Origin of the sequence: Haemophilus sp. HMSC066A11 (genome assembly GCF_001811665.1) — a bacterium.
GTDB classification, from domain to species: Bacteria; Pseudomonadota; Gammaproteobacteria; order Enterobacterales; family Pasteurellaceae; genus Haemophilus; species Haemophilus influenzae.
The window spans coordinates 393,001-419,412 of sequence record NZ_KV805866.1; the positions used below are offsets into that span (position 1 = coordinate 393,001).

22 protein-coding genes and 3 pseudogenes are annotated in these 26,412 nt (G+C 35.7%); 7 read left to right on the top strand and 18 right to left on the bottom strand.

The window, feature by feature from the left end:
- Positions 1-59: 59 nt before the first annotated feature.
- The 8 genes and pseudogenes from wbaP to glnA form a co-directional block, all read right to left on the bottom strand.
- Positions 60-1,478: an undecaprenyl-phosphate galactose phosphotransferase WbaP gene (gene wbaP, locus HMPREF2813_RS04860; protein ID WP_042611048.1), complete on the bottom strand. Its 1,419-nt coding sequence runs from the start codon at positions 1,476-1,478 to the stop codon at positions 60-62.
- A complete protein-coding gene (locus HMPREF2813_RS04865) occupies positions 1,471-2,385 on the bottom strand; it encodes a sialyltransferase SiaA (protein WP_005655765.1) in 915 nt (304 codons plus the stop codon). Before HMPREF2813_RS04865 ends, wbaP begins: the two co-directional genes overlap by 8 nt.
- 105 nt (positions 2,386-2,490) lie before the next feature.
- Positions 2,491-3,389, bottom strand: a pseudogene (locus tag HMPREF2813_RS10125) (EpsG family protein).
- Between the two features lie 108 nt (positions 3,390-3,497).
- Positions 3,498-4,382: a glycosyltransferase family 2 protein gene (locus HMPREF2813_RS04880; RefSeq protein ID WP_005686079.1), complete on the bottom strand. Its 885-nt coding sequence runs from the start codon at positions 4,380-4,382 to the stop codon at positions 3,498-3,500.
- 4 nt (positions 4,383-4,386) lie between these two features.
- Positions 4,387-5,139: a glycosyltransferase family 2 protein gene (locus HMPREF2813_RS04885; RefSeq protein ID WP_005686078.1), complete on the bottom strand. Its 753-nt coding sequence runs from the start codon at positions 5,137-5,139 to the stop codon at positions 4,387-4,389.
- Complete coding sequence (locus HMPREF2813_RS04890; RefSeq protein WP_070646992.1) at positions 5,120-6,337, bottom strand: flippase; 1,218 nt, start codon at positions 6,335-6,337, stop codon at positions 5,120-5,122. The genes HMPREF2813_RS04885 and HMPREF2813_RS04890 overlap by 20 nt, the downstream gene beginning before the upstream one ends.
- 237 nt (positions 6,338-6,574) lie before the next feature.
- Positions 6,575-7,198: an LPS O-antigen chain length determinant protein WzzB gene (locus HMPREF2813_RS04895; protein WP_048946863.1), complete on the bottom strand. Its 624-nt coding sequence runs from the start codon at positions 7,196-7,198 to the stop codon at positions 6,575-6,577.
- Positions 7,199-7,674: 476 nt separating this feature from the next.
- Positions 7,675-9,093: a glutamate--ammonia ligase gene (gene glnA / locus HMPREF2813_RS04900; RefSeq protein WP_048946862.1), complete on the bottom strand. Its 1,419-nt coding sequence runs from the start codon at positions 9,091-9,093 to the stop codon at positions 7,675-7,677.
- A 231-nt stretch (positions 9,094-9,324) separates the two neighbouring features.
- Between glnA and typA the strand changes: the two genes are divergently transcribed.
- Positions 9,325-11,175 (top strand): translational GTPase TypA, encoded by a 1,851-nt coding sequence (typA, locus tag HMPREF2813_RS04905; protein WP_011272253.1) that lies wholly within the window; start codon positions 9,325-9,327, stop codon positions 11,173-11,175.
- Positions 11,176-11,262: 87 nt separating this feature from the next.
- On the opposite strand, the gene pdxH is transcribed toward typA, so the two are convergent.
- Entirely contained in the window at positions 11,263-11,895 is a 633-nt protein-coding gene (gene pdxH, locus HMPREF2813_RS04910) for a pyridoxamine 5'-phosphate oxidase (RefSeq protein ID WP_005663708.1), read from the bottom strand.
- Between the two features lie 192 nt (positions 11,896-12,087).
- On the opposite strand from pdxH, the gene HMPREF2813_RS04915 reads away from it, so the two are divergent.
- Complete coding sequence (locus HMPREF2813_RS04915; RefSeq protein WP_005663711.1) at positions 12,088-12,795, top strand: 7-cyano-7-deazaguanine/7-aminomethyl-7-deazaguanine transporter; 708 nt, start codon at positions 12,088-12,090, stop codon at positions 12,793-12,795.
- Positions 12,796-12,846: 51 nt separating this feature from the next.
- Here HMPREF2813_RS04915 and HMPREF2813_RS04920 read toward each other — a convergent pair whose 3' ends face one another.
- Positions 12,847-13,167: a glycosyltransferase family 25 protein gene (locus HMPREF2813_RS04920; protein ID WP_005648241.1), complete on the bottom strand. Its 321-nt coding sequence runs from the start codon at positions 13,165-13,167 to the stop codon at positions 12,847-12,849.
- 131 nt (positions 13,168-13,298) lie between these two features.
- Here HMPREF2813_RS04920 and rpmE point away from each other — a divergent pair.
- From rpmE to HMPREF2813_RS04930, 3 genes and pseudogenes are all read left to right on the top strand, one after another.
- Positions 13,299-13,509 (top strand): annotated as a pseudogene (rpmE, locus tag HMPREF2813_RS09560) (50S ribosomal protein L31).
- A gap of 62 nt (positions 13,510-13,571) precedes the next feature.
- Complete coding sequence (locus HMPREF2813_RS04925) at positions 13,572-14,237, top strand: glycosyltransferase family 25 protein (protein WP_048946861.1); 666 nt, start codon at positions 13,572-13,574, stop codon at positions 14,235-14,237.
- Positions 14,238-14,239: 2 nt separating this feature from the next.
- Positions 14,240-15,271, top strand: coding sequence for a glycosyltransferase family 9 protein (locus HMPREF2813_RS04930; RefSeq protein ID WP_014551036.1), 1,032 nt, complete (start codon positions 14,240-14,242; stop codon positions 15,269-15,271).
- Between the two features lie 2 nt (positions 15,272-15,273).
- Here HMPREF2813_RS04930 and mutM read toward each other — a convergent pair.
- The 7 genes and pseudogenes from mutM to HMPREF2813_RS04960 form a co-directional block, all read right to left on the bottom strand.
- A pseudogene (gene mutM / locus HMPREF2813_RS04935) lies at positions 15,274-16,086 on the bottom strand (bifunctional DNA-formamidopyrimidine glycosylase/DNA-(apurinic or apyrimidinic site) lyase).
- Positions 16,087-16,134: 48 nt separating this feature from the next.
- Positions 16,135-16,860 carry a molybdate ABC transporter substrate-binding protein gene (locus HMPREF2813_RS04940; RefSeq protein ID WP_014551037.1) on the bottom strand — a complete coding sequence of 242 codons (726 nt, stop codon included), beginning with the start codon at positions 16,858-16,860 and terminating at the stop codon, positions 16,135-16,137.
- A gap of 9 nt (positions 16,861-16,869) precedes the next feature.
- A complete protein-coding gene (locus tag HMPREF2813_RS09990) occupies positions 16,870-17,079 on the bottom strand; it encodes an ATP-binding cassette domain-containing protein (RefSeq protein WP_228840865.1) in 210 nt (69 codons plus the stop codon).
- A 42-nt stretch (positions 17,080-17,121) separates the two neighbouring features.
- On the bottom strand, positions 17,122-17,610 hold the full coding sequence (locus HMPREF2813_RS04945) for an ABC transporter ATP-binding protein (RefSeq protein ID WP_228840866.1): 489 nt from the start codon (positions 17,608-17,610) through the stop codon (positions 17,122-17,124).
- Positions 17,607-18,620, bottom strand: coding sequence for a FecCD family ABC transporter permease (locus HMPREF2813_RS04950; RefSeq protein ID WP_041174643.1), 1,014 nt, complete (start codon positions 18,618-18,620; stop codon positions 17,607-17,609). Before HMPREF2813_RS04950 ends, HMPREF2813_RS04945 begins: the two co-directional genes overlap by 4 nt.
- A gap of 14 nt (positions 18,621-18,634) precedes the next feature.
- Positions 18,635-19,690, bottom strand: coding sequence for an ABC transporter substrate-binding protein (locus HMPREF2813_RS04955; protein ID WP_005663731.1), 1,056 nt, complete (start codon positions 19,688-19,690; stop codon positions 18,635-18,637).
- A gap of 136 nt (positions 19,691-19,826) precedes the next feature.
- Positions 19,827-20,303, bottom strand: a complete 477-nt coding sequence (locus HMPREF2813_RS04960) for a YadA C-terminal domain-containing protein (protein ID WP_014551039.1) — start codon at positions 20,301-20,303, stop codon at positions 19,827-19,829.
- Positions 20,304-20,584: 281 nt separating this feature from the next.
- On the opposite strand from HMPREF2813_RS04960, the gene rnr reads away from it, so the two are divergent.
- Both rnr and rlmB read left to right on the top strand, forming a co-directional pair.
- Positions 20,585-22,933 carry a ribonuclease R gene (rnr, locus tag HMPREF2813_RS04965; protein WP_014551040.1) on the top strand — a complete coding sequence of 783 codons (2,349 nt, stop codon included), beginning with the start codon at positions 20,585-20,587 and terminating at the stop codon, positions 22,931-22,933.
- Between the two features lie 55 nt (positions 22,934-22,988).
- Positions 22,989-23,726: a 23S rRNA (guanosine(2251)-2'-O)-methyltransferase RlmB gene (gene rlmB, locus HMPREF2813_RS04970; protein WP_014551041.1), complete on the top strand. Its 738-nt coding sequence runs from the start codon at positions 22,989-22,991 to the stop codon at positions 23,724-23,726.
- A gap of 40 nt (positions 23,727-23,766) precedes the next feature.
- On the opposite strand, the gene clpB is transcribed toward rlmB, so the two are convergent.
- A complete protein-coding gene (gene clpB, locus HMPREF2813_RS04975) occupies positions 23,767-26,337 on the bottom strand; it encodes an ATP-dependent chaperone ClpB (protein ID WP_011272249.1) in 2,571 nt (856 codons plus the stop codon).
- Positions 26,338-26,412: the final 75 nt, after the last annotated feature.

Sequence of the window (26,412 nt, forward strand, 5' to 3'; positions counted from 1 at the left end):
ATAAATTTAAAGTAATACAAATAGAAGAAATCTCGCTTAAGAAATAATTAAATAAAACATTAATAAGCTCCATCTCGTTTTAAAACTACATTTACAGTTTTGAACAAAATAGCAATATCATTCCAAAGTGACCAATTTTTTACATACCAAGAATCAAAATAAATGCGAGTATTATAATCGACATTATTACGTCCGCTGACTTGCCAAAGCCCTGTCATACCGGGTTTTGCCATTAAGTAATAATCTACGTTTTCTTCATAACGCTCTAGCTCATCAATTACAATTGGGCGAGGCCCAACTAAACTCATTTCACCTTTTAAAACATTAAATAATTGAGGTAATTCATCTAAACTTGTTTTGCGAATAAAAGCACCGATTTTAGTAATTCGAGGATCATTCTTTAATTTAAAATCTTTTTCCCATTCTGCTCTTGCTTGAGGATCTGTTCTTAGCAATTCATCAAGCACCTCTTTGGAATTTACAATCAATGATCTAAACTTTAAGCAGTTAAATGTCTTCCCATTACGACCAATTCGAGGATGTCCATAAATAGCATTACCACCATCTTTTTTTACTGCAAAATACAGATAAAGCAACACAGGGGAAAATATAATAATAGCTAAGGAACCAACAACAATATCCATGGTTCGTTTCAAAATACGAGAAGATAGTTTAGCCAAATTATTATTCATTCGTAATAACATCATTTCATGGCTAAACATAAAAGACATGTCCGTACTATATAAAGGTAAGCCTCTCAATGTAGGAATAACAGAAACAGAACGATATCCATTTGTGGAAAAATAACGTAACCAATTATTCCTATCTACTTCTTCATTATCCTCAAGAGCAATAATAAATTGATCTGACTTCTTCATTCTTGATTTCCAAGAATCAGTATTATCTAAAATAGGAATATCCAGTGATACCACATTGACATTAGTAGTATTTGATACAGAAATAAAACATATTACCTTTAAACCTAAATAAGGTTCATCTTTCAAGGCATTATATATATCAAAAGCATTATCTCTAGCACCAATTATGACGGTATTTCTAACAAACCAACTAAGCTTTATTAATAAATGCTTTACAAATACTCTTGCAAAAGGGAAAATTAGAAAAGTGATTCCCCAAGTAAGAAACCATAAATATCTAGAGAAATATAATTTAGAAAATGCAACAATTGCAAGTTCAAAGACCGCAAAGATAAGAAGTGTTCTAAAAATCTCTTTTAACTCAAACCAAAAAGGTTTTCTATAAGTATAATGTCTTAGCCTAATAGCAAACCATCCAACACAAAGAAAACCTAAAAGCGTATGAATGTAATATCTATCATCCACTTCGTAAACAGGTAAATATTGATCATATCCATGATGATAATAGGATATTATTAGTAAAGATAATGAAAAAGAAGCATTAAATGTAATAAAATCTAATAAAGCTAAAATAAATTTAGACAAAAATAACTTATTCATATTCTATCCTTCCAAATCTTGATAATAATTTAGGGTGTATTTTTGTACCATAAAAAATAATATCTTCTTTTGGGTATACATATACAGCCGTTGAGAAAATTGTTACCACTTTTTCAAATCTTATGCCTAATACATCTAAAATCTCAGATGGGTAATTTTCACTAAAAACCTCAATATTAGGGAAATAATTTCGATAGTTTGTAGTTTCTCTTGGATGTGTTTTAATTACAAGTTTCTCTTGATCATAATTTCCTATTATAGTTTTATAAAGAGCGATTTTCTCTTCCTCAGTTAAAACATTATCTTCTGAAAGTGGCTGTGTAAATAAAACGATACTTTTATGCTTTAAATTTTCTAATTTATTTTTATCTACACTTAGTAAAAATAAAATCTCATCTTGTTCTTCTTTTGTTTTATTTTTCCAAAGTTGATGAATATTAATTACTTCAACTTTTTCTTTAATACAATCAGGAATATTATCATTCCTTGTTAAATAAATTTTCTTAACATTTTTATGCATTCCAAATTTAGGTAGTGAAAACAATCTATTTTTTAAACTTCTTTTATAATTTTTAGTTTGATAGTTCTCAGTGCCATCTTCAATTAAATAAAAAAGACATTTACTTAAAAAAAATGAAGAGCCTAAAATATGGTCAGCACCATAAACAACAGTTTTTTTAAATTCTATTTTATTTTTATAACAAAAATATATTAATTTAATTTCAGAAATAATTTTTTTAAATAGTAAATCAAAGATAGAATCAGCACTATGAAACTCAAATGCAGATTTAATTTTAGATTCAACTTTATTAGAAAATATAAAAACATCCCCTAATCTCCTTTTATCTATAAGAAGAAATAAAAATAACATCCTCATATTACTGATAATTATTACTCTTTTATTCATTCCCCCTCCTGAAATATGTTAACTGTCTTATAGTTTAATTCATATAGCAAATAATTTAGCTTATTAGTTAACGGATGAACATCATGAATATTCTTAACAAAAATACTAAGTTAGAAAAAACATATATAAAATAATAAGTAATCTATTTCTCTTAAATTTTAAGTTACAAATTAGAACAGAGAAAAATATTGCATAAGATACCAATAAAATTCCTGAAACCCTATTTGCTAACACTCCCACATTAGAGAATATAAAGAAAAGACTAACATATAAGAGCAGTAAGTTAGAATAAGTATAGGGGATTCTTTTATAAAATAGGAATAGTATAAATAACATTATTGCTCGTTGCATGTAAGGTATAGCAGACATTTTTAAATTTGCATCATGCTTATTAAAATAATAGTGAAACACCCATCTAAAAACAGCCACATTAGAGAAATTCTCATTACACCACTTAATAACTATACCTATTAAGTCAAAAGAAGATATAAATAATGCAATTACAACCATGTAAAATAGAACAGATACTTTAAATTCTTTTCTTATAAAAAAATAAAGCGGAATAAGTATAATGGCTATCTTATGAAATAGCGAGGCTAAAATAACCAGCAAAGTATACTAAATAATTTATCCTCATGGATCAGTATGATAGCATAATATATTATGCACATTGCCACACCTTGTCTGTGCACACTAAAAATATATTCTAAAAATATAAAAGAATAGAAAATAAGCAACTGTATATTTCTATATAAACCAGTATTGTTTATTGCCTTATATAGAAAAAGGAACATTGCAAAGACATAAAAAACAAGAAAAACAAGGTGTTCATCAGTAAAGTATTTAATTACTGATTCAAAAAACAAATAACCATACTCAATATCATGAACATTATCCTTAAAATAAGAAATTGATATCTTATTTATTGGTAACACTTGTTTAAATAATTCTTCATATTGAAAATACTCTTCACCTACGCCATATCTAAAAACAGTAAAAAAAATAGATAATTAAAATATTAAAAATAAAGAGTTGGCTAGATAATTTATTATATTTTAACCCCATCAACGAAGAAAGAGAAATAAATAAAAATAATACCAATCAAATAATCATTAATAATATAATCTACCATCAACAAATTTAATATATCTAATTGTTTTATCTGATACTACCTTTCTTTTTAAACTAAAAATTTCTGATAATACTTTTACAATATCTAGAATTTCTCCGTTCATTTTTACAAGATAAAAAATAGACCAAACAAAATTAGAAGTTAATCGATATCTCATTGGCATATATCTATTTAAAACAATAAGTTGATTTCTATATCTAAAGAAGTTTTCCTTTTTTCTCATCATTCTTCCATTTGGTGAAACCTTATGATAAATCACAATATCACTTGCATAAAGTATCTGATAGCCTGCTTCTAAAATCCTAAATGACAAATCTCTTTCTTCACCACCATATAGGCCAAGATCCTTAGGGTAAAACCCCGCTTTTTGATAGACTTCTTTCCTTATTGCATGCCCAGCACCAATAAAATAATAAGTCAGTAAATTCTGTGAAAAATCTAACTTTTTATTACCATGTGGGATCTCGTGTGATAATGCTTTACGAGTAAAATAGTTTTTAATATTAAAGGCTAACGCTCCTACTTTAGCATTATTTGCCATATAATCAGTCACTTTCTGAATTAAAAGAATAATATCTTCAATTTCAATATCGTCATCAAGTGTAATTAAAATATCTCCTTGAGCTTTTTCAATTAAAAAATTACGTCCTTCAGCAACACCTAGATTCTCACCGGTATGAAAATAGCTAAATAAAATGCTACTATTATTTTCTACAATAGAAGATAGAGCTGTTTCCAACTCTCTTGCTGGATTATTATCAAGGAAAAGTAATTCAATTTTTTTACCATGATATTTATTGACACATGCAAACGTTTCCAATACTTCTTGACAACGCCCGAAGCTAATAATAAGTAATGAAATCATATTTTTATTTCTTGTATTTAATAAATCCATTATAGGCATAGAGGATAAAATAATAAATTGATTTTACTACACCTAGTTTCTCTCTTTTAAAATAGATATTAAATGTCCAGATTGCACTTTTAAATTTATTTGATGAAACGCTGACTTTACCGATTCTTACAAATGAACTTGCCTGATGGCTATATAGTATAGATTGTTTAACTTCTTTTAAACAATCTAAAAAGAAGGCATAATCTTCGTGTTTAATATTAGGAAACCTAAGTAATTTAATAGATTCTCTTTTAACAAGTACGGTCATTATTTTAAATTGGTTACCTTGTAATAAGGTTAAATAATCAATTTTTTTACTAGTCGTAACTAATTTTATCTGATTTCCTTCCAAATCACAGAAAGCATAGTTGCCATGCGTCATTACAAGATGATTTTGCAACATAAAATTAAGTTGTTTTTCTAATTTATCATTTGCAATAAAATCATCACTATCTAAGAATGTAATATAGTCACCTTGTGCTTTTTCTAACCCTATATTTCTTGCCGCTGCAGGCCCTTGATTAGTTGGGGTAAAGAAAAGTTTAACTCGCTTATCTTTATCAATGATGTTATTTATTATTTCAATACTTTTATCTGTTGAACCATCATCAATTAAAATTAATTCAATGTTTTGATAAGATTGATTTAAGCAAGATAAAATACCTTGATTAAGGTAACATTCTGCATTATAAACAGGCATTATTATACTAATGAGTGGCATATTCATTTTCTTCTACTCTTTTTGTTATTTTATATAATACAGGTAAAATCCCCAACGCCCCCAATACACTAGCATAAGGAATATAAACTACATCCGTAAAAATTAATCCCCCCAATGCTCCCAAGTAAATCATTGTTGATAATACAGAGCAAAACGAAATTTCTTTAGTTTTTCCGTGATAAAACAAATAATTTACTAAGAACAAATAAGGGATGGTTAAACTCGTAGAGAGTAAGAATACTATAATGTAGTATTTTACCCCGATAAAATGTTTGCCTAAGAAGAACAATAGCCATTGTTCCGGAACAATTAAGGTAACAAGTGATGGAATAGGCACGATCAATAATGAAAGTAACGACCATCTATGTAAATCTTTTAACTTAACACTACCTTGTTTTAATTTCTCAAACAGATAGGGAACAAGCGCTTTATTTATCGCTAAAATAAAAACTGATAAGATAAATGCAATTTGCGCTCCCATTGCATATAAACCTAATTCCGCTTCGCTAAAGCGATGAAAAATAAAGATTCTATCCAATTGCCCTTTAATAAAAAAGCTACCGTGATGAAAAATCATCGGAAAACCAAAAGACATTATATAGAAAAAAGCTGTTTTATATTTTAAAAAATAAAACTTTTTATTATTTACTCTTTTTCTATAGATTAAATAAGAAAGTAAAGCTACAAAAACATTACTTATTAAAATTGCTAAAATACGTTTTTCTACCAAATCTGTTTGATAGAATTCAAGCATTAATATAGTAAGTGCTGCATTTGTAATCGTTGAAGAAACTTGAATAAAAGTATAGGGAATCGCTTGTTTTTGACATTGTCTAATGCTGAGCTGAACTGAAAGAAACACCTGAAATATCGCACTTAATACTAAGTAAAACATTATTTCAGATTGCATTAACCAGCAAAAAAGCAAACCTAATCCACCAATACTAAGCGTATAGGCATAGCCTGTCTTCACAACTAAATTTAATGAGCGTTTACCATACACATAAAAATAGCGAGCAACAGCGCCATCTTGGCTTAGCCCAATAAAAATTACAAATAAAGGTAAAAACGTTTGATAGTAAGAAAGCTCACCAAATCCTTCTACCCCTAATTTACGCGATAAATAGGGTAGTAATAGAAAAGGTACACATTTTGCAGATAACTCTCCGATTAAATAAATAGAACTATCTTTAATTAAGCTCATTCTTTATTCCTTACAGATCATAAAAGCATTTAGTTTTCCTTTTATTCTCACCAGCTAAGAACGCCTTAATCAGTTCATAATCCTTTTCAGATCAGCTCTCTTGAAAATATGGATTATCCATTGCAGGCAAACATTTTCGGAAAGCATCATAAATTTTGCTAGTACACCAGCTATAACAGGGATTTAATATTTTAAAGATAATAACCGCTCCCGTACTGATAAAAATAGCCTTTTTCTTCATGACTGCTTTTTATTAGTTTGTATAACCGAACCTAATAAAATAAAGAAAGTAGGTAACAGAATACCGATAATAAACCCGATAGCAAGAATCAACGCCCTCTTAGGATTATCTTTAACCACAGGATAATCAGGAGAGCTTAAATAATAATACGTTTTTACATCCTCAACTAATTCCAATTGTGAAGCTAATTTATTTAATTTAAATAACTGTCTATCTGTAATATAATAATTAGCTGGGTAAACAACAGGTGTGTTTTTAGCAATATCTAGTTGCGCCTGTAAATATTTTTCAGCGAGTATAAATAAATATGTACCATCTGCTAATTTAGAATCAGAGATATTATTTCCTCTTGAAAAATCTTTAATACCCGCTTTTTTAGCAATATCTAACGCATTTGTTAAGTTTTCAACTTGAACCTTTTTTGCTTCTGTTAGATTCTCTTCAATTTGTTCTTTACTAAATCTCAGCTCATCTAAACGGAGGTTAAATCCCTGTTTAAACTCTTGGTTTGTTTGGTTAAGACTATATTGATTTACAAAATTTACATTCTCTGTCAATACAGATTGTGCATATTTTGGAGTTTCTGCTGAAAAGGTAATTTTTAAAGCTATTTTATCCAACTCAGTTAAATCTTTTTTCTTCGGATCAATTTCGTGAACAACTAAATACTTAGAGACTACATTTTCAATATAAATATGTCTTTATTCTTCTGTCATCTCCTTAGTATAATTTTCACCCATACAGATTGTTTTAAGAACTGGCGTTTTAAATCTCTAGAAAGAAGGAAGTGCCTAAATTGACCATACAATGAACCTGATAACGCTACAGAAGAAAATTCACTGTCGCCAATAATGTGGCATATTCCACACGTGTAGGCTGTAAGTTACCGAAATCGGTTGAACGAGGCACAACCCAATATCAGTTGAAGTCCACTGCTCTTTTGCCGTACAGGCCTATACGCCAGCTATTGCTATGAATACGCAGAAAAGCTCCATTAAATCAATCTAGTCATTCTTTTGAGAAGAAATCTTAGTCATATTTACTCCTTTAAAAAAATACGGCGAAATTTCACCGCATTGTTCTTGTTTATATATCATTACGCATAATACATTTCAAATTCAACTGGATGTGGTGCCATATTTAAACGTTCCACTTCTTTACGTTTGATACTGATAAACGCATCAATAAAATCTTTAGCAAATACGCCACCTTGAGTTAAAAATTCATAGTCTTTTTCTAATGAATTCAATGCTTCTTCTAAAGAGCTTGCAACCGCTGGAATATCTTTTAATTCTTCTGGTGGAAGATCGTAAAGATTTTTATCCATTGCATCGCCTGGATGGATTTTGTTTACTACACCATCAAGGCCTGCCATCAATAATGCAGCGAATGCAAGATATGGGTTTGCTAAAGGATCAGGGAAACGCGCTTCTATTCGAATCGCTTTCGGATTTGTTACGGCAGGGATACGAATCGAGGCAGAACGATTGCTTGCAGAATAAGCCAACAATACTGGTGCTTCATAACCAGGCACTAAACGTTTATATGAATTAGTACTTGGATTAGTGAACGCATTTAAGGCTTTAGCGTGCTTAATGATACCGCCGATGTAGTAAAGTGCGGTTTCAGAAAGGCCTGCATATTTATCGCCTTGGAAAATATTTTTTCCGTCTTTACTTAACGACATATTACAGTGCATACCCGAACCATTATCTCCAGTAATTGGTTTGGGCATAAAACACGCCGTTTTACCGTGCTCTAATGCAACGTTTTGTACGACATGTTTATAAATTTGAGTCTCATCCGCTTTTAAAGTTAGCGTATTAAATTTAGTCGCAATTTCGTTTTGTCCCGCAGTCGCCACTTCATGATGATGGGCTTCAATCACAAGTCCCATTTCTTCTAAAATCAAGCACATTTCAGAACGAATATCGTGCGCACTATCAATCGGTGCAACGGCACAATATCCGCCTTTTTTCAATGGGCGATAAGCATTATTGCCTTCTTCATATTTTTTATTCGTGTTCCAAGCAGCTTCTATATCATCAATAGAAAAAGATGCTTTGTTCATTGATACATTAAAACGCACATCATCAAATAAGAAGAATTCAGGTTCAGGGCCAAAAAAAGCTTGATCCGCAATACCAGTTGAACGCATATAATTTTCTGCACGAATTGCAATAGAGCGCGGGTCACGATCATAGCTTTGCATTGTCGTTGGTTCATAAACACTACAACGAATAGAAAGCGTTGGGATTTGCGCGAATGGATCGACAACTGCCGTTTCAGCCATTGGCATAAGCAACATATCGGCTTTATTAATAGTCTTCCATCCTTCTACAGAGGAACCATCAAACATCTTGCCGTCTTCAAACATATCTTCATCAACAAGGCTAACTGGGATAGAAACACCATGTTCTTTACCTTTAATATCGGTAAATCGAAGAAGTACAAATTTCACATTATTTTCTTCAATTAGCTTAAATACATTGGCGATTGCATTTGCGTTTGGCATTAGAAAATCCTCTATGGTTAGTCTTATTAAGATAAGCACGCATTATAACGTAGCCATGCTATTTTTTCATGAAATTTATTTTTCTTATTCTAGCCATAGCAGAAAAAGAAAAATACATGTATAATTTTTGCCTTTTCGACAAATGTAGAAATGTAGGGTGCAATTCATTGCGCCATTTTTTATGTAACAATGCAATAAAAATTGCATCTTATCCAATTAAAGCATTAAACAATGAAAAACGAAATTGATATTAAAAAACTCCGTAACATCGCCATTATTGCGCACGTAGACCACGGTAAAACCACCCTTGTAGATAAACTTCTTCAACAATCTGGTACTTTTGAATCTGCTCGTGGCGATGTAGATGAACGCGTTATGGACTCAAACGATCTTGAAAAAGAACGTGGCATTACCATTCTTGCAAAAAATACTGCGATTAACTGGAATGACTACCGCATTAACATCGTGGATACTCCAGGGCACGCAGACTTCGGTGGCGAAGTTGAACGTGTACTTTCTATGGTGGATTCTGTTCTATTAGTTGTTGATGCGTTTGATGGCCCAATGCCACAAACCCGTTTCGTTACACAAAAAGCATTCGCTCACGGCTTAAAACCAATCGTCGTAATTAATAAAGTTGATCGCCCTGGTGCACGTCCAGACTGGGTTGTGGATCAAGTATTTGACTTATTTGTCAATCTTGGTGCAAGCGATGAACAATTAGACTTCCCAATTATCTATGCTTCAGCGCTAAATGGTGTTGCAGGTCTTGAACACGAAGATTTAGCGGAAGATATGACGCCATTATTTGAAGCCATTGTGAAATATGTAGAATCGCCCAAAGTAGAACTTGATGCACCATTCCAAATGCAAATTTCACAATTAGACTACAACAACTATGTAGGTGTTATCGGCATTGGTCGTATTAAGCGTGGTTCGATTAAACCAAACCAACCAGTTACTATCATCAATAGTGAAGGAAAAACTCGTCAAGGTCGTATCGGTCAAGTACTTGGACATCTTGGTTTACAACGTTATGAAGAAGACGTTGCTTATGCTGGCGATATTGTTGCTATCACTGGTTTAGGAGAATTAAATATTTCTGATACGATTTGTGATATTAACGCAGTTGAAGCACTGCCATCATTAACGGTTGATGAACCAACGGTAACCATGTTCTTCTGTGTAAATACCTCTCCATTTGCAGGGCAAGAAGGAAAATATGTCACATCACGTCAAATTCTTGAACGTTTAAATAAAGAATTAGTCCACAACGTGGCGTTACGAGTAGAAGAAACCCCAAACCCAGATGAATTCCGTGTTTCTGGTCGTGGCGAATTACATCTTTCCGTGTTAATCGAAAATATGCGTCGTGAAGGTTATGAGCTTGCGGTTTCTCGTCCAAAAGTAATTTATCGTGATATTGACGGTAAAAAACAAGAACCATACGAACAAGTAACTATCGATGTGGAAGAACAACATCAAGGTTCTGTGATGGAAGCATTGGGTATCCGTAAAGGTGAAGTTCGTGATATGTTGCCTGACGGTAAAGGCCGTGTTCGCTTAGAATACATCATTCCTAGCCGTGGATTAATTGGCTTCCGTGGCGATTTTATGACCATGACTTCTGGCACAGGCTTACTTTACTCAAGTTTTAGCCACTATGATGAAATCAAAGGTGGAGATATCGGTCAACGTAAAAATGGTGTGTTGATTTCTAATGCAACAGGTAAAGCACTGGGCTATGCATTATTTGGCTTACAAGAACGTGGTAAGTTAATGATTGATGCAAATGTAGAAGTTTATGAAGGTCAAATTATCGGTATTCATAGCCGCTCAAATGACTTAACCGTAAACTGCTTACAAGGTAAAAAACTAACTAATATGCGTGCGTCAGGTAAAGACGATGCGATTGTGCTAACTACACCTGTAAAATTCAGTCTTGAACAAGCGATTGAATTTATCGATGATGATGAACTAGTGGAAGTAACACCTGAGTCGATTCGTATCCGTAAAAAACTTTTAACGGAAAACGATCGTAAACGTGCAAATCGTACAACAACAAGTACTAGCACGCATTAATAAATAAAGCTAAACGCTAAAATTTAGAAAAAATTAACCGCACTTTCGGGATACAACTAAAGTGCGGTTATTTTTATGCTCAATTTACTAAGGAGAAAGTCTTTCTCTAATCCAATTATCACTTTCTTTACGATAACGAATGCGATCGTGTAAACGGCTTGGACGCCCCTGCCAAAATTCCACGGTTTCTGGCACCACTAAATAGCCGCCCCAATAATCTGGTCGAGGCACGTTTAATGGATGTTTAGCGGCAACCAATGCGGCTTTTACTAGCAAAGATTTATAATTAGAAATCACCGCACTTTGCTCACTTGCCCAAGCCCCTATACGACTGGTGTAAGGTCGGGTAGCAAAATATTTATCGGATTGTTCTGCTGGAATTTTAACCGCCTTACCTTCAATCCGCACTTGGCGTTCCAATTCAGGCCAAAAGAAAGTCAGCGCGACATAAGGATTGCGCTCAATACAGCTACCTTTTCGACTAAGATAATTCGTAAAAAAGACAAAACCTTGCTCATTGACTTCTTTCAACAAAACCATTCGGCTATTTGGGCGACCTTGTTCATCAACAGTCGCAATATTCATTGCGGTTGGCTCATTGACTTGAGCATGAATAGCCTCTTTCTGCCACTGTTCAAATTGCGAAATTGGATTTTCATGGCAATCATGTTGTGAAAGCACTCGTTTAGTATATTCATCACGAATATTGTGTAACTCCATTTTCTCTCCTTTCAAATTTGATGAAAAACGCAAATAGAATAAAGGCTGTAAAATCATTCGTCAATTTTCATAAAATATAAAACTCAAATGCCATCGACTCTTGCAATTATTAGAAATATGCGTATCATCTAGCTCCCTATATTCAGCCTCGGGTTCCCTAACCCCGATTTATTTAAACTAAAAAGGTACAACATGAAATTAACCTCTCCGATCTTTAATGATCAACAAAAACGTCGTGCAATCATCTGGCTCAGCTTTTTCCACATATTCATCATTGCCGCGAGCAATTACTTTGTACAAATCCCTTTTGAAATCACGCTAAAATTAACCGCACTTGGTGCAGCAAACGATTTTTCTTTCCACAGCACTTGGGGAACGCTCACATTCCCATTTATCTTTTTAGCTACCGATTTAACCGTACGCATTTTCGGTGCGGAAGATGCGAGAAAAATCATCTTCGTGGTGATGTTTCCTGCACTTATTGTAAGTTACGTCATATCTGTTTTATTCTCTGAAAGCAAATTCCAAGGTTTCGAATCATTAACGCATTTTGATCTGTTTGTATTCCGTATTGCTATTGCGAGCTTTGCCGCTTACGTGGTAGGACAATTGCTTGATGTGATCGTATTTAACCGCTTACGCCAGTTAAAAACATGGTGGGTGGCGCCAACTAGCTCAATGACATTCGGTTCAATGGCGGATACGTTTGTTTTCTTCAGTATCGCCTTCTACCAAAGTGCAGATCCGTTCATGGCTGAACACTGGGCACAACTCGGTTTTGTAGATTACCTATTTAAGCTATTTGTCGGCATTATATTATTCGTACCAGCCTATGGCGTAGTATTAAATGTTATTTTACGAAAATTACAAATGCTCGTAACAGAACGCGTTCCTGCATAAAATTTTTACCGCGCTTTTCATACTTTAAAAATATCTAATAAAAAGATATTTTTATTCAAATTTCACAATACATTTCAATTTCATTTTTGCATTTTTTTCTGCTCGCTCTTTTCTCTTTTTTAGCATTCTCTGTGGCTTAGTAAATATATGATATACTTTTTCTCTCCAAGTTTTCTTTTTTCTAGCCTTTTCAGCTAATCGATAATTTTTTCGCTCAGATTCTAACTGACTGTCCAATAGAGATTCATTTTCGTTCAATTGTAACTCTTGGATACAAAGTGCAGGCGAGAGTTGATAAACCATCAATTCTTCACCGGCAAGAAAACGATTAAAAATCAAATGATCGATAGGAAAAATATTATTACTTTCCATATTTTTGAATATCTCTAATAAATATTTAGCTGCCCCCTTACATACAAACTGCCATTTATGGTGTAATATTAATTACACGCGGTGTCAGTCCTTGAACTTGATAGCGGCGTGGCTTCAAATCGAGGTTTTCTATGAAACAAGGTATTCATCCTAATTATGTAGAAGTTACAGCAACATGTTCTTGCGGTAATGTCATTAAAACTCGCTCAACTGTGGGTAAAGATTTAAACTTAGACGTCTGTGGCAACTGCCACATTCTATACAGGTAAACAACGTGTTGTTGATACCGGTGGTCGTGTAGAACGCTTTAACAAACGTTTTAGTATTCCAAGTACGAAATAAAATATGAAGTTAAATTAAACCCTGTTTTTTACAGAGTTTAATTATATATAAGGACGGATCAAATGGAACAGTTCCCCCCAATTTTCGTTATCAGCCTCAAAAACTCTCCTCGACGAGATATAATCGCTCAACGGTTAAATGGTTTAAAACTCAACTTTAAGTTTATTGATGGTATTAATGGCAAAACACTTTCTCAGGATGAATTAAATAACATAGATTACACGTTTTGCCCACAACGATTTGCTCGTAAACCTCTGACAGTCGGTGAAATAGGTTGTGCTATGAGCCATTTATCTATTTACCAAATGATGTGCAATGAAAAGATAGCGCGTGCTATTATTCTTGAAGATGATGCGATTGTATCGCACGAATTCGAAGCAATTGTAAAAGACAGTTTGAAGAAAGTTTCAAAAAATGTTGAAATTTTATTTTATGATCATGGTAAAGCAAAAAGTTATTGCTGGACAAAAACACTTGTCAAAAATTACCGTTTAGTTCACTATCGTAAACCCTCTAAAACGTCTAAACGTGCAATCATGTGTACAACAGCTTATTTAATTACTTTATCTGGCGCTCAAAAACTCCTACAAATAGCCTATCCTATCCGTATGCCTGCTGACTACTTAACTGGCGCGTTACAACTCACTGGATTAAATGCTTATGGCGTTGAACCCCCTTGCGTATTTCGAGGTATCGATTCTGAAATTGATGCAATGGAGCAACGCTAACAATGAAATTAAAAAATAAATTACAAATGTTAAGGTTGGGTCTAGGCAAATATTTCCTTGATAAAAAAAACGGATTAAACAGAATAACAAATGTTCCTAGAAGCATCCTCTTCCTCCGCCAAGACGGAAAAATTGGGGATTATGTGGCGAGCTCATTTGTATTCCGTGAGATAAAAAAATTTAATCCCCACATTAAAATTGGTGTAATTTGTACCAAACAAAATGCTTATCTTTTTAAACAAAATCCATATATCGATCAACTTTACTATGTAAAAAAGAAAAGTATTTTGGATTATATCAAATGTGGTCTAGCAATTCAAAAAGAACAATATGATTTAGTGATTGATCCGACGATTATGATTCGTAATCGCGATCTTTTACTTTTACGCTTAATCAATGCCAAGCATTATATTGGCTATCAAAAAGCCAATTATGGTTTATTTAATATCAATCTGGAGGGACAATTTCACTTTTCGGAACCCTATAAACTCGCCTTAGAAAAAGTGAATATTACGGTACAAGATATAAGCTATGACGTCCCATTTGATGAGCAAAGTGCGGTCGAAATTTCTGAATTTTTACAGAAAAACCAACTAGAAAAGTATATTGCTATTAATTTTTATGGTGCTGCAAGAATCAAAAAAGTAAACGATGACAACATCAAAAAATATTTAGATTATCTCACGCAAGTCAGCGGAGGAAAAAAGCTGGTGCTATTAAGCTATCCTGAAGTAACAGAGAAATTAACACAATTGTCAGCCGATTATCCGCATATTTTTGTCCATCCAACAACCAAGATCTTTCATACCATTGAATTGATTCGCCACTGTGATCAATTAATCTCTACAGACACGTCTACTGTACATATTGCTTCAGGTTTTAATAAACCAATTATTGGTATTTATAAAGAAGATCCTATTGCGTTTACACATTGGCAACCCAGAAGTCAGGCAGAAACGCACATACTTTTCTATAAAGAAAATATTAATGAGCTCTCACCTGAACAAATTGACCCTGCATGGCTTGTCAAATAGTCCTATCTCTTCTGACACTTGGGGCAATAGAAACTATTTCGTTGCCCTATCACTAAACTTTCTATTTTTGTGCCACATGTTGGACAAGGCTTATCCTTATTACCATAAACCCGCAATTCTTGGACAAAATAGCCTGGACGCCCATCCGGTTGGAGAAAATCTTTTAGCGTCGTACCACCTTGTTGGATTCCGTTAGACAGCACTTGTTTTATTTGTTCTACTAACTGCCCACATTGTGCCTTAGTTAAACTCCCTGCTGTTTTTTTGCGGATGTAGGTTACAAAGAAATAACGTTTCATTCGCATAGATATTCCCAACGCCAACGACGACAGCATTATCCATTAAAAAAGTTTTAAGTGCGGTCTGTTTTTTACGACTTTTTTGCCACAAGTAATCAGAATCAAATTCCTCAGACAGAGGCTCTGGATCTAATTTCAGAAAAAGAGGAAATTCATTCAACTTCTCTGTCCACAACCACGCGCCAAAACGACGAGGATCGTTATAACGCACAACTTTTCCGTTATTCACTACGATATCAAGATGATCATGTTTATCAATAAGATCCCCTTTCTCCACAACTCTCAATGACCCTGACATCCCTAAATGTCCAATCATATAGCCTGTTTCAAGTTGGATAATTAAATACTTCGCACGGCGACTTAATGCGATGACTTTTTGTTGTGTAATTTGCGCTAATTCTTCGCTTACCATCCAGCGTAATTTCGGTTGGCGAACAACAATTTTTTCAATGATAGCCCCTTCAAGATAAGGGCTAATTCCATTTTTGTGGTTTCAACTTCAGGTAATTCTGGCATGGGTTATATATCCATAAATCTTATAATTGATAATATCCAAACTATTCATCAGATATGATTGGCAGGCAAAAAGCCGCAATCGCGTAAATATTTTTGTCCGCAAGTCAAACAAAGCAAGGAGTCCACAAGGCGTAATGCTTCCGCAGTAAAAGCTGCTAATGTATAGTTCGCCCTCACATTATACTCATCAGGAATATCCAAAACACAAATATCAGAATGCTGACACAAAGATTGATGATTACTCGCATAACCAATGAAAAGATCAGCATAATTCTGCTCAAAAAGCCACTCTGCGGTATTTCGTCCTGTTGGAATAGTGATAGAATCCGGACCACCAACTATTGCCATTGCTTTTTCTTTTAATTCCGAGCCATAGCCCATATGCCGTTTTTCAATATTCGAAAATAATGCCAAAGTATAATCTCCACAAGGATCTGCCTTAGGTGTCGATACTCCTAAGCGTAAGTGGGGCGACATCAATAATGTCAACCAATTCTCATCATGGTGAGTAATCACCGATTTCTTTGCAATTAAACATAAACGATTTGTAGCAAAAGGCACAAGTTGAATATGAGGATATCGCGCTTGTAAATGCCTAAGATGCGCATCATTGGCAGAGGCAAACAAATCCACTTTTTCCCCTTGCTCAATGCGTTGGCACAACAACCCCGCCGGTCCAAATTCAATTTCGACTTGTAGGTGATACTGTTGGATTAATGCTTGTTGCCATAACGTAAAAGGCTGGCGTAAACTCCCTGCGGCTAAAATTCTCATGCGATATGTTTACTGTATGGTAAAGATGGGGACTAAAACCTGCTGTTCTTCAATCATAGAATATTTAATCGGTACATTATACGCTTGTTTCAAATGAGATTCCGTTAAAATTTGACTGGCTATTCCATATTTCCATTGTTGGTTAGGCAATAGCAATAACACATTATCTGCCACACATAAACTGTGATAAGGATCATGAGTGGAAAAAATAATGGTCATTTTTTGTTCCGTTGCAAGAAAACGTATAAGTTGTAAGACACGCTATTGATTATAAACATCCAATGCTGCTGTAGGTTCATCTAAAATGAGGACCTGACATTCTGTCGCAAGTGCACGAGCGATGAGCACAAGTTGGCGTTGACCGCCCGAAAGCATATTGATATTGCGCTCAGCTAAATGCAGGATGTCTAAGCACGCCAACATCTGTAATGCGACTGTTTCATCCGTTTTACTTGGTAAGTTAAATGCTCCAATTTTGCTTGCTCGCCCCATTAAAACAATCTCTAACACGGGATAATCTGGCGACGAAAAAGACTGTGGCACAAAACCAATATGACCTTGTTGCCTAATCTGTCCAGACATAACAGGTAACACATGAGCAAGAGAATGCAATAATGTGGTTTTACCTTTTCCATTTGTTCCAAATACCGAAATAACCTCTCCTTTCTTACATTGGAAAGTAAGTGGTAAATACAACGGCTTATCATAACCAAATAACAGCTTATCTGCATCTAAACTCAATTCATTCATAATGACTTCTTTCGATAAGTTTTTAATAGGAGCAAGGTAAAAATGGGTGCTCCTAAAAGAGCGGTGATAATACCTACAGGAATTTCTGCAGAAGTTAACGTACGTGCAAGTGTATCAATAACAATCATGAAAATCCCACCAATCAAAAAGGAGGCGGGCAATAGATAACGGTGATCACTTCCTACAAAAAAACGTGTCAAATGAGGAATAACAAGCCCTATCCACCCAATACTCCCACTAACAGCGACTTGTGTTGCTACAAGCAATGCACAAAGTAGCAAAACAAACCAACGCATTTTCTTAATGGAAACGCCTAACATTTTTGCTTGCATATCACCTAGCGATAACACATTAATATGCCACCGTAAACGGAATAATAAATAAGCTGCAATAAAAACGCAGGGTAACAATATAGCTAGTTTTGCCCAACTAGTGGTGGCAAAACTTCCTAATAACCAAAATACAATGCTCGGCAGAACTTCTTCTGCATCCGCTAAATATTGGATTAAGCTCACTAGAGTGCTAAAGAAACCACTTAAAATGACACCCGCTAAAACTAATACAATACGATTGCCTTTTCCGATGAACATTGTGGTTACATAGATCAAGAATAATGTCAATAAACCAAAAGAAAATGTGGATAGAATCAATAAATAAGATGGGAATCCTAATAAAATTGCTAAACTGCCTCCAAAAACTGCCCCTGATGTGACACCAATAATATGAGGATCAACAAGGGGATTATGAAACACGCCCTGTAGTGTTGCACCACTCATCGCTAAGATCCCCCCTGAAAAAAATGCCATAATAATGCGTGGTAAGCGTACATGCCAAACAATATGGTATTCCATGGGTGTAAAAGACGCGTGTTGCGAAAGAAAAGGCTTAGATAAAATGGACAGCACTTTTTCGGTTGATAACGAAAAAGCGCCAATATTTAAAGTGAACAATACGATGATAAACAAGATAAAAATCAGCGATGTTATAAAACCTCGCTGATTTGCTAACATAGACTTCATCGTTATTACTGGTTATATGGCATACGGTAGAACAGTTTATAGTATTGGTTTACTTTTTCTTCCTCTAAATCAACATCTGCAAACAATTCAGGGTAAAGTTGTTTTGCTAACCATAATTCACCAATCGCTAATGCTTCAGGCATTGGATATCCCCACGCTTTTGCATATTCCGGCATTAAATAGATACGTTGATTTTTCACCGCATCAATAATTTGCCAAGAGGGATCCTTTTTAATTTGCTCGATAAGCTGAGGATAACGCTCCTGTACGAAGATAACTGCAGGATTCCAATGAATCACTTGCTCAATCGAAACTTGTTTAAAACCTTTTATTGTTTCAGCTGCTACATTCTTCGCTCCAGCATGAAGCATCATTAACCCTGTATATTTTCCAGAACCATAAGTCGCTAAATCTGGATTTGCAATATAGACCCTAACACGCTGCTCATCAGGCACCTTACTTAAACGTTGACTCACTAATTCACGCTGTTCAAAAGTGTAAGTAACTAGCTTTTTGGCTTGCGCTTGTCGATTAACTACTTCACCAATTAAATAAGTGCCTTGTTTCAAACCATTATTATAGGCAACTTCTTCATCTTCCATTTCTGGGTTGACTTTTCCTTCTTCACCTTTTTTATCTTCACGCAAAGAAATGGCTACAACAGGCACACCAGCCTGTTCGATTTGCTCAATCATTTCTTTTGGTGCATAGTTTGCCACAAACACAAGTTGAGGTTTTAAAGCAAGTAGACTCTCAATATTTACTTGAGTTAAATCACCTGGTTGTGGCATCGTTTCTAACTCTGGCATAAAACGTGAATAGTTTTTCCCTAATTGTTTTTTCCAACTTGATAACACTCCGACTACACTTTCCTTTGCATCAAGCTGGGCAAGGAGATTTAAAGTCTGATGCTGTAAGACAACAACACGATTAACTTCATCTGGGATAGTGACCTTTCGTCCTAATTGATCAGTAATAACACGTGCTGCAAACGCATTATTGATAGAACCTAAGAAAAGTAATAAAGCAATACTGACTATTTTAACGTAGCGTTGAATCATAAGAGTCCCTTAATATCATTATATAAATATACAATACTCTTATTTAGCTCATAAAGTAAACAGAAAACAAATTTGTCGTCATGAACAGAGCGATAAAAAGGGCGTACATCACGCCCTTAATCACTTAGTTTAAAGATTATTTTCTTAATGCTTTTTTCAATTCAGCCAATTCTTTTTGCATTGCCGATATTTCTTGTCGCAGTTGCAAAACTTCCGCAGAATTGACCGCACTTTGTGTTGAAACCGCAGGTTTGGATTTGCTGCCGAATTTCCAAGAAACACCTGCACCAACGATTTTTTCTGAGCCTGAAAAACTACCTGCTACATTGAGTAGTACGTTTTCAGCTGGCTTAAACACTGCACCCATTGCCATCGCCTGAGCATTTTTATAACTACCAACGCCCAAAGACAATGCAAATTTATCATCTTCGCCTAATTGTGCAGGTTTTAATGAAGCCAACGCCGTAGCACTTGCGCCAACGCGGTTAATACGTAAATCTGTTCGATTTAAACGGGTATCAACTTGTGTAAATTGATTATTCACTTGACCTCTTTTAGCATCTAAACCTTGGCCTGTTTGTAACTGCCAAGTTTTATCAGAACTATCTGCCACAAAAGATTGAACAGAATAAAAAGAAGTGGAAATAAGTAGACTAATTAAAGAAAGGCGGATTAAACTATTTTGCTTGCTTAATGATTTTCATAATATTGTTCCTTTTGTCATGAATAATAATTAAGGGTTTGAAACTTTAACAAAAAATAAAAAAGAAAAATAGGTGTTTATTTGCACATTGAAAAAGTTCATTGGTTTTACTGATAAATAAACCTCCCCCGTCTTGCATTATCCCCCTTACAGTGTCAAACTCTCCGCACTTTTTAAAACTGTAAAAAATAATGACAAAAAAACGTAAAAACTTAATCAGCCAAGATCCTCATTACAAACGAGAATTGGAAAAATACGGCAATCCAATCCCGAGCCGTGAATTTATTTTAAGCGTTATTCGAGACAATAATGCACCGATGAATCGGGATGAAATTTTGACCGCACTTTCCATTCGAAATGAAGAGCAAATAGAAGCGATGCGTCGCCGATTACGTGCGATGGAAAATGATGGGCAATTAGTGTTCACCAAACGTAAACGCTATGCCTTACCAGAAAAATTAGATTTATTTAAAGGCACGGTAATTGGTCATCGCGAAGGTTTTGGTTTTTTACAGGTCGATGGCAAAAAGGATGATTTATTCATTCCGAACCATCAAATGCAAAGAGTCATGCATGGAGATTTTGTCTTAGCGCAACCTGCTGGATTAGATCGTCGTGGTCGCCGTGAAGTGCGAATTGTGCGCGTATTAGAAAGCCGTAAAAAACAAATTGTGGGTCGCTTTTTCTTAGAAAACGGTTTTAGCTATGTGGTGCCTGATGACAGCAGAATTGGCAGAGATATTCTCGTGCCTAATGAACATCGTAATGGTGCTCGCATGGGACAAGTTGTGGTTGTCGAGTTGCAAGAACGTTCTGCCAGTTTTAACCAGCCAATTGGCGTGATCACTGAAATCCTAGGCGATAATATGGCGAAAGGAATGGAAGTGGAAATCGCCTTGCGTAACCACGATATTCCCCATAAGTTTCCAAGTGCGGTGGAAAAATACGTAAAAAAATTCACTGAAGAAGTGCCTGAAGAAGCAAAAAAAGGTCGTGTGGATTTACGCAATTTACCGCTTGTGACTATTGATGGCGAAGATGCGAGGGATTTTGATGATGCCGTTTATTGTGAAAAACACGGCAAAGGCTGGAAACTTTGGGTGGCGATTGCGGATGTTAGTTATTACGTACGTTTACGTTCCGCTTTGGATGTAGAAGCACATAATCGTGGTAACTCAGTCTATTTTCCGAACCGAGTTGTACCAATGCTACCTGAAATTTTATCGAACGGCTTATGCTCTCTTAACCCACAAGTGGATCGTTTGTGTATGGTGTGTGAGATGCAAATTTCTGCCAAAGGTAAGCTCACAGATTATCGCTTTTATGAAGCGGTGATGAATTCTCACGCCCGCCTCACTTATACCAAAGTAGCAAAAATGCTTGAAGGCGATGAAGAATTACGCACTCGTTATTCTACGCTTGTGCCTCATTTAGAAGAGCTTTATAAACTCTATCAAGCGTTGCTTGGTGCACGTCATCAACGTGGTGCGATCGATTTTGAAACCATTGAAACTAAGTTTATTTTCAATGCAATGGGGAGAATTGAGCGTATTGAACCCGTTGTTCGCAATGATGCCCACAAAATCATTGAGGAATGTATGATTCTTGCGAATATCGCAGCAGCTAATTTTATGGAAAAACATAAAGAGCCTGCGTTATATCGTATTCATGCCACCCCGAGCGAAGAAAAATTAACATCGTTCCGCACTTTCTTAAGTGAGTTTGGTTTAACTTTAGAAGGTGGCTTAAAACCAACCACAAAAGACTATGCTGCTCTCTTAGAAAAAGTTAAAGAACGGTCTGATCATGAACTTATTCAAACAATGTTGCTACGTTCATTAAGCCAAGCTGTCTATCACGCTGATAATATTGGGCACTTTGGTTTGGCTTTGGAAGAATATGCTCACTTTACTTCGCCAATTCGCCGTTATCCAGACTTAACACTTCATCGAGGTATCAAATATTTACTCGCTAAAGAACAAGGCGCAAAACGTAAAACTACCGATACAGGCGGTTATCATTACTCTTTTGATGAAATGGATTTACTTGGCAATCATTGTTCAATGACAGAACGCCGCGCCGATGACGCCACTCGTGAAGTGGCTGATTGGCTGAAATGTGAATATATGCAAGATCATGTCGGTGGCGAATTTAGCGGTGTTATTTCATCTATGACGGGATTTGGTTTATTTGTACGCTTAGATGATTTATTCATCGATGGTTTAGTCCATATTTCCACCTTAGAAAACGATTATTACCAATTCGATGCAGCAAAACAGCGTTTAATTGGCGAAAATAGCGGAATGCAATATCGCTTAGGCGATAAAGTTCGCATCAAAGTTGAAGCGGTACATTTAGAAAATAAAATGGTCGATTTCTCGCTAATAGGTAGTGAACGTAAGCCTCGTCGAGCTGGAAAAACGGCGAAAGAAAAAGCTAAGAAAGTTTTTAAAGAGCTACCGTCCAAAGCCTCCAAAAAACGAAAAAGTGCGGTAAAAAAGAAAGAAATTTCGAAGAAAACATCTAGAAAACGAAAATAATTCACTTCCTATTGTAAGAATGAATTAAAAATTCAAATAAGAAAAAGAGAAATTTATGTCAGAACAAATCTACGGCATTCATGCTGTTAATAGTATTTTAACCCATTCACCAGAACGTTTAATTGAAGTCTTCGTACTTAAAGGCCGTGAAGATAAACGTCTACAGCCACTCTTAAACGAACTGTATTCCCTAGGCATTGGTGTGCAATTCGTTAATCGACAAACACTTGATAAAAAAGCCGATGGTGAGGTTCATCAAGGTGTCATTGCTCGAGTACAAGCGGCAAAAGAACTTAATGAAAATGATCTTGATGAAATTCTTGCGAATAAACAAAATCCGCTTTTATTAGTTTTGGATGGCGTGACGGATCCACACAACTTGGGAGCATGTTTGCGAACAGCGGACGCAGCGGGTGCAGTGGCAGTGATCGTACCGAAAGATAAATCCGCACAATTAACATCTATCGCACGTAAAGTTGCTTGTGGCGCGGCAGAAACCGTGCCGTTAATTCGTGTAACCAATCTTTCTCGCACACTACGCAATTTACAACAAAACCATAATATTTGGGTGGTTGGCACTGCTGGCGAAGCAACTGAAACCATTTATCAAAGCAAACTGACAGGGCCACTAGCACTTGTTATGGGAGCTGAAGGCGAAGGAATGCGTCGTTTAACACGTGAACATTGCGATCAACTGATTAGTATTCCAATGGCTGGTTCAGTTTCATCATTAAATGTATCTGTCGCAACAGGGGTATGTTTATTTGAAATTGTACGTCAGCGTTTAGGTTGATAAGAAAAGTGCGGTAAATTTTACCGCACTTTTTTAACACCTATTGTCTAGCTTGAACTTCTGCGTTGGCATAATCAATGGTAACAACCTTACCAGGTAATAACGCACCAGATAGAATTTGTTGTGCCAAGCTGTTTTCAATTTCTTGTTGAATTGCACGTTTCAATGGACGTGCACCATAAATTGGATCGTAACCCACTTCGCCAATGAAGTCTAATAAAGCGTCGGTAAACACCAATTCGTAACCACGAGTTTCCATACGTTTTGCTAAGCGTTCTAATTGGATACTTGCAATCGCACGAATATTCTCTTTACCAAGTGGATGGAATACCACTGTTTCGTCAATACGGTTGATAAATTCTGGGCGGAAATGTTGGCTAACCACTGACATCACTAAGGCTTTCATTTCGCTATAGCTTTCGTCTTTATTACCTTGGATTAAATCAGAACCCAAGTTAGAGGTCATAATTACCACCGTATTACGGAAGTCCACAGTACGACCTTGCCCGTCAGTTAAACGACCATCATCCAAGACTTGTAATAAGATATTGAATACATCCGCATGGGCTTTTTCAACTTCATCTAATAAGATCACTGAATATGGACGACGACGAACAGCCTCAGTTAAATAACCGCCTTCTTCATAGCCGACATAGCCTGGAGGCGCACCCACTAAACGAGAGACACTGTGCTTTTCCATAAACTCTGACATATCAATGCGCACCATCGCATCTTCACTATCAAACAAGAATTTAGCCAAAGTTTTGCAAAGCTCTGTTTTACCCACACCTGTTGGCCCTAGGAACAAGAATGAACCAATTGGGCGATTAGGATCGGAAAGACCAGCACGACTACGACGAATCGCGTTTGCTACCGCATCAACTGCTTCTTCTTGACCAATCACTCGTTTATGTAGTTCATCTTCCATGCGCAAGAGTTTTTCTTTCTCGCCTTCCATCATTTTGGATACAGGAATACCTGTGGCTTTAGAAAGCACTTCTGCGATTTCTTCATCCGTGACACGATAGCGTAAAAGCGTCATTTCTTTTCCTTCGCTGGTTTCAGCTTGCTCGAGTTGCTTTTCAAGAGCAGGGATGCGTCCATATTGCAACTCTGACATTTTCGCTAAATCACCCGCGCGACGAGCTTGTTCTAGTTCGGTTTTTGCAGTATCTAATTCTTGTTTAATATGTTGAGAGCCAGAAAGCGTTGCTTTTTCAGATTTCCATACTTCTTCAAGTTCGGCGTATTCACGTTCTTTTTCAGCCAATTCTTTCTCTAACATTTCTAAACGTTTGCGACTTGCTTCGTCTTCTTCTTTTTGTAATGCCTGTTGTTCCAATTTTAATTGGATAATTCGACGTTCAAGGCGATCAAGCGGTTCAGGTTTAGAATCTATTTCCATACGAATGCTAGACGCCGCTTCATCGATCAAATCAATGGCTTTATCCGGCAATTGACGATCGGAAATATAACGATGTGAAAGCGTTGCGGCAGCGACAATCGCAGGGTCAGTAATATCCACGTGATGATGAATTTCATAGCGTTCTTTCAAACCACGTAAGATAGCAATGGTATCTTCTACACTTGGTTCGTCCACAAATACTTTTTGGAAACGGCGCTCAAGTGCGGCATCTTTTTCGATATATTGACGATATTCGTCTAACGTTGTTGCACCCACGCAATGTAATTCACCGCGCGCTAAACTTGGTTTTAATAAGTTACCCGCATCCATCGCACCATCGGTTTTACCCGCGCCGACCATAGTATGAATTTCATCAATAAAGAGGATCACGCGACCTTCTTCTTTAGAAAGTTCATTGAGCACCGCTTTTAAACGTTCTTCAAATTCTCCGCGATATTTTGCACCAGCAATCAATGCGCCCATATCTAATGAAAGCACACGTTTATTTTTCAAACCTTCTGGCACTTCGCCGTTTACGATACGCTGTGCCAAGCCTTCGACAATCGCCGTTTTCCCTACACCTGGTTCACCAATTAACACAGGGTTATTTTTGGTACGACGTTGTAATACTTGAATGGCTCGACGAATTTCTTCATCACGCCCAATTACAGGATCAAGTTTGCCACTTTCTGCACGAGCGGTTAAATCAATCGTATATTTTTCAAGAGCTTGTCTGCTTTCTTCTGCATTTTGATCGTTCACGTTTTGTCCCCCTCTAATGTGCTGAATAGCTTGCGAAATTTGTTCTTTTTTCGCACCGCACTTTTTCAAAATATCGCTGATCGTTCCTCGTTCTTCTAAAGCTGCAAGCAAAAACAATTCGCTCGAAATAAATTTATCTTGGTTTTGCTGTGCGAATTTATCGCATAGATTAAGTAAATTAATAAGCTGGCGTGAAAGTTGTACATCTCCACCATTGCCAATCACTTGCGGCAATTTATTTAGTTCTGTCTTTAATTCATTACGCAATAAAGCCACATTTACGCCACTTGCTGTCAAAATTGGCGCAATAGAGCCGCCCTGTTGATTTAAAAGTGCGGTCAATAAATGCACGGGTTCAATAAATTGATTGTCTTTTCCGATAGCAAGTGATTGTGCTTCGCTTAACGCTTCTTGGAATTTTGTCGTAAATTTTTCAATGTTCATACGCTTTCCTCAATTTGATTTCGGCTTTCGCCATTCGCATAAACTAAGTAAGCTCGGTTGAATAAATTTCAAGAG

Coding starts and splice junctions, on each gene's coding strand:
- wbaP (WP_042611048.1), bottom strand. CDS start 1,478: ATGAATAAGTTATTTTTGTCTAAATTTATTTTAGCTTTATTAGATTTT.
- HMPREF2813_RS04865 (WP_005655765.1), bottom strand. CDS start 2,385: ATGAATAAAAGAGTAATAATTATCAGTAATATGAGGATGTTATTTTTA.
- HMPREF2813_RS04880 (WP_005686079.1), bottom strand. CDS start 4,382: ATGATTTCATTACTTATTATTAGCTTCGGGCGTTGTCAAGAAGTATTG.
- HMPREF2813_RS04885 (WP_005686078.1), bottom strand. CDS start 5,139: ATGAATATGCCACTCATTAGTATAATAATGCCTGTTTATAATGCAGAA.
- HMPREF2813_RS04890 (WP_070646992.1), bottom strand. CDS start 6,337: ATGAGCTTAATTAAAGATAGTTCTATTTATTTAATCGGAGAGTTATCT.
- glnA (WP_048946862.1), bottom strand. CDS start 9,093: ATGCCAAACGCAAATGCAATCGCCAATGTATTTAAGCTAATTGAAGAA.
- typA (WP_011272253.1), top strand. CDS start 9,325: ATGAAAAACGAAATTGATATTAAAAAACTCCGTAACATCGCCATTATT.
- pdxH (WP_005663708.1), bottom strand. CDS start 11,895: ATGGAGTTACACAATATTCGTGATGAATATACTAAACGAGTGCTTTCA.
- HMPREF2813_RS04915 (WP_005663711.1), top strand. CDS start 12,088: ATGAAATTAACCTCTCCGATCTTTAATGATCAACAAAAACGTCGTGCA.
- HMPREF2813_RS04920 (WP_005648241.1), bottom strand. CDS start 13,167: ATGGAAAGTAATAATATTTTTCCTATCGATCATTTGATTTTTAATCGT.
- HMPREF2813_RS04925 (WP_048946861.1), top strand. CDS start 13,572: ATGGAACAGTTCCCCCCAATTTTCGTTATCAGCCTCAAAAACTCTCCT.
- HMPREF2813_RS04930 (WP_014551036.1), top strand. CDS start 14,240: ATGAAATTAAAAAATAAATTACAAATGTTAAGGTTGGGTCTAGGCAAA.
- HMPREF2813_RS04940 (WP_014551037.1), bottom strand. CDS start 16,860: ATGAGAATTTTAGCCGCAGGGAGTTTACGCCAGCCTTTTACGTTATGG.
- HMPREF2813_RS09990 (WP_228840865.1), bottom strand. CDS start 17,079: ATGACCATTATTTTTTCCACTCATGATCCTTATCACAGTTTATGTGTG.
- HMPREF2813_RS04945 (WP_228840866.1), bottom strand. CDS start 17,610: ATGAATGAATTGAGTTTAGATGCAGATAAGCTGTTATTTGGTTATGAT.
- HMPREF2813_RS04950 (WP_041174643.1), bottom strand. CDS start 18,620: ATGTTAGCAAATCAGCGAGGTTTTATAACATCGCTGATTTTTATCTTG.
- HMPREF2813_RS04955 (WP_005663731.1), bottom strand. CDS start 19,690: ATGATTCAACGCTACGTTAAAATAGTCAGTATTGCTTTATTACTTTTC.
- rnr (WP_014551040.1), top strand. CDS start 20,585: ATGACAAAAAAACGTAAAAACTTAATCAGCCAAGATCCTCATTACAAA.
- rlmB (WP_014551041.1), top strand. CDS start 22,989: ATGTCAGAACAAATCTACGGCATTCATGCTGTTAATAGTATTTTAACC.
- clpB (WP_011272249.1), bottom strand. CDS start 26,337: ATGAACATTGAAAAATTTACGACAAAATTCCAAGAAGCGTTAAGCGAA.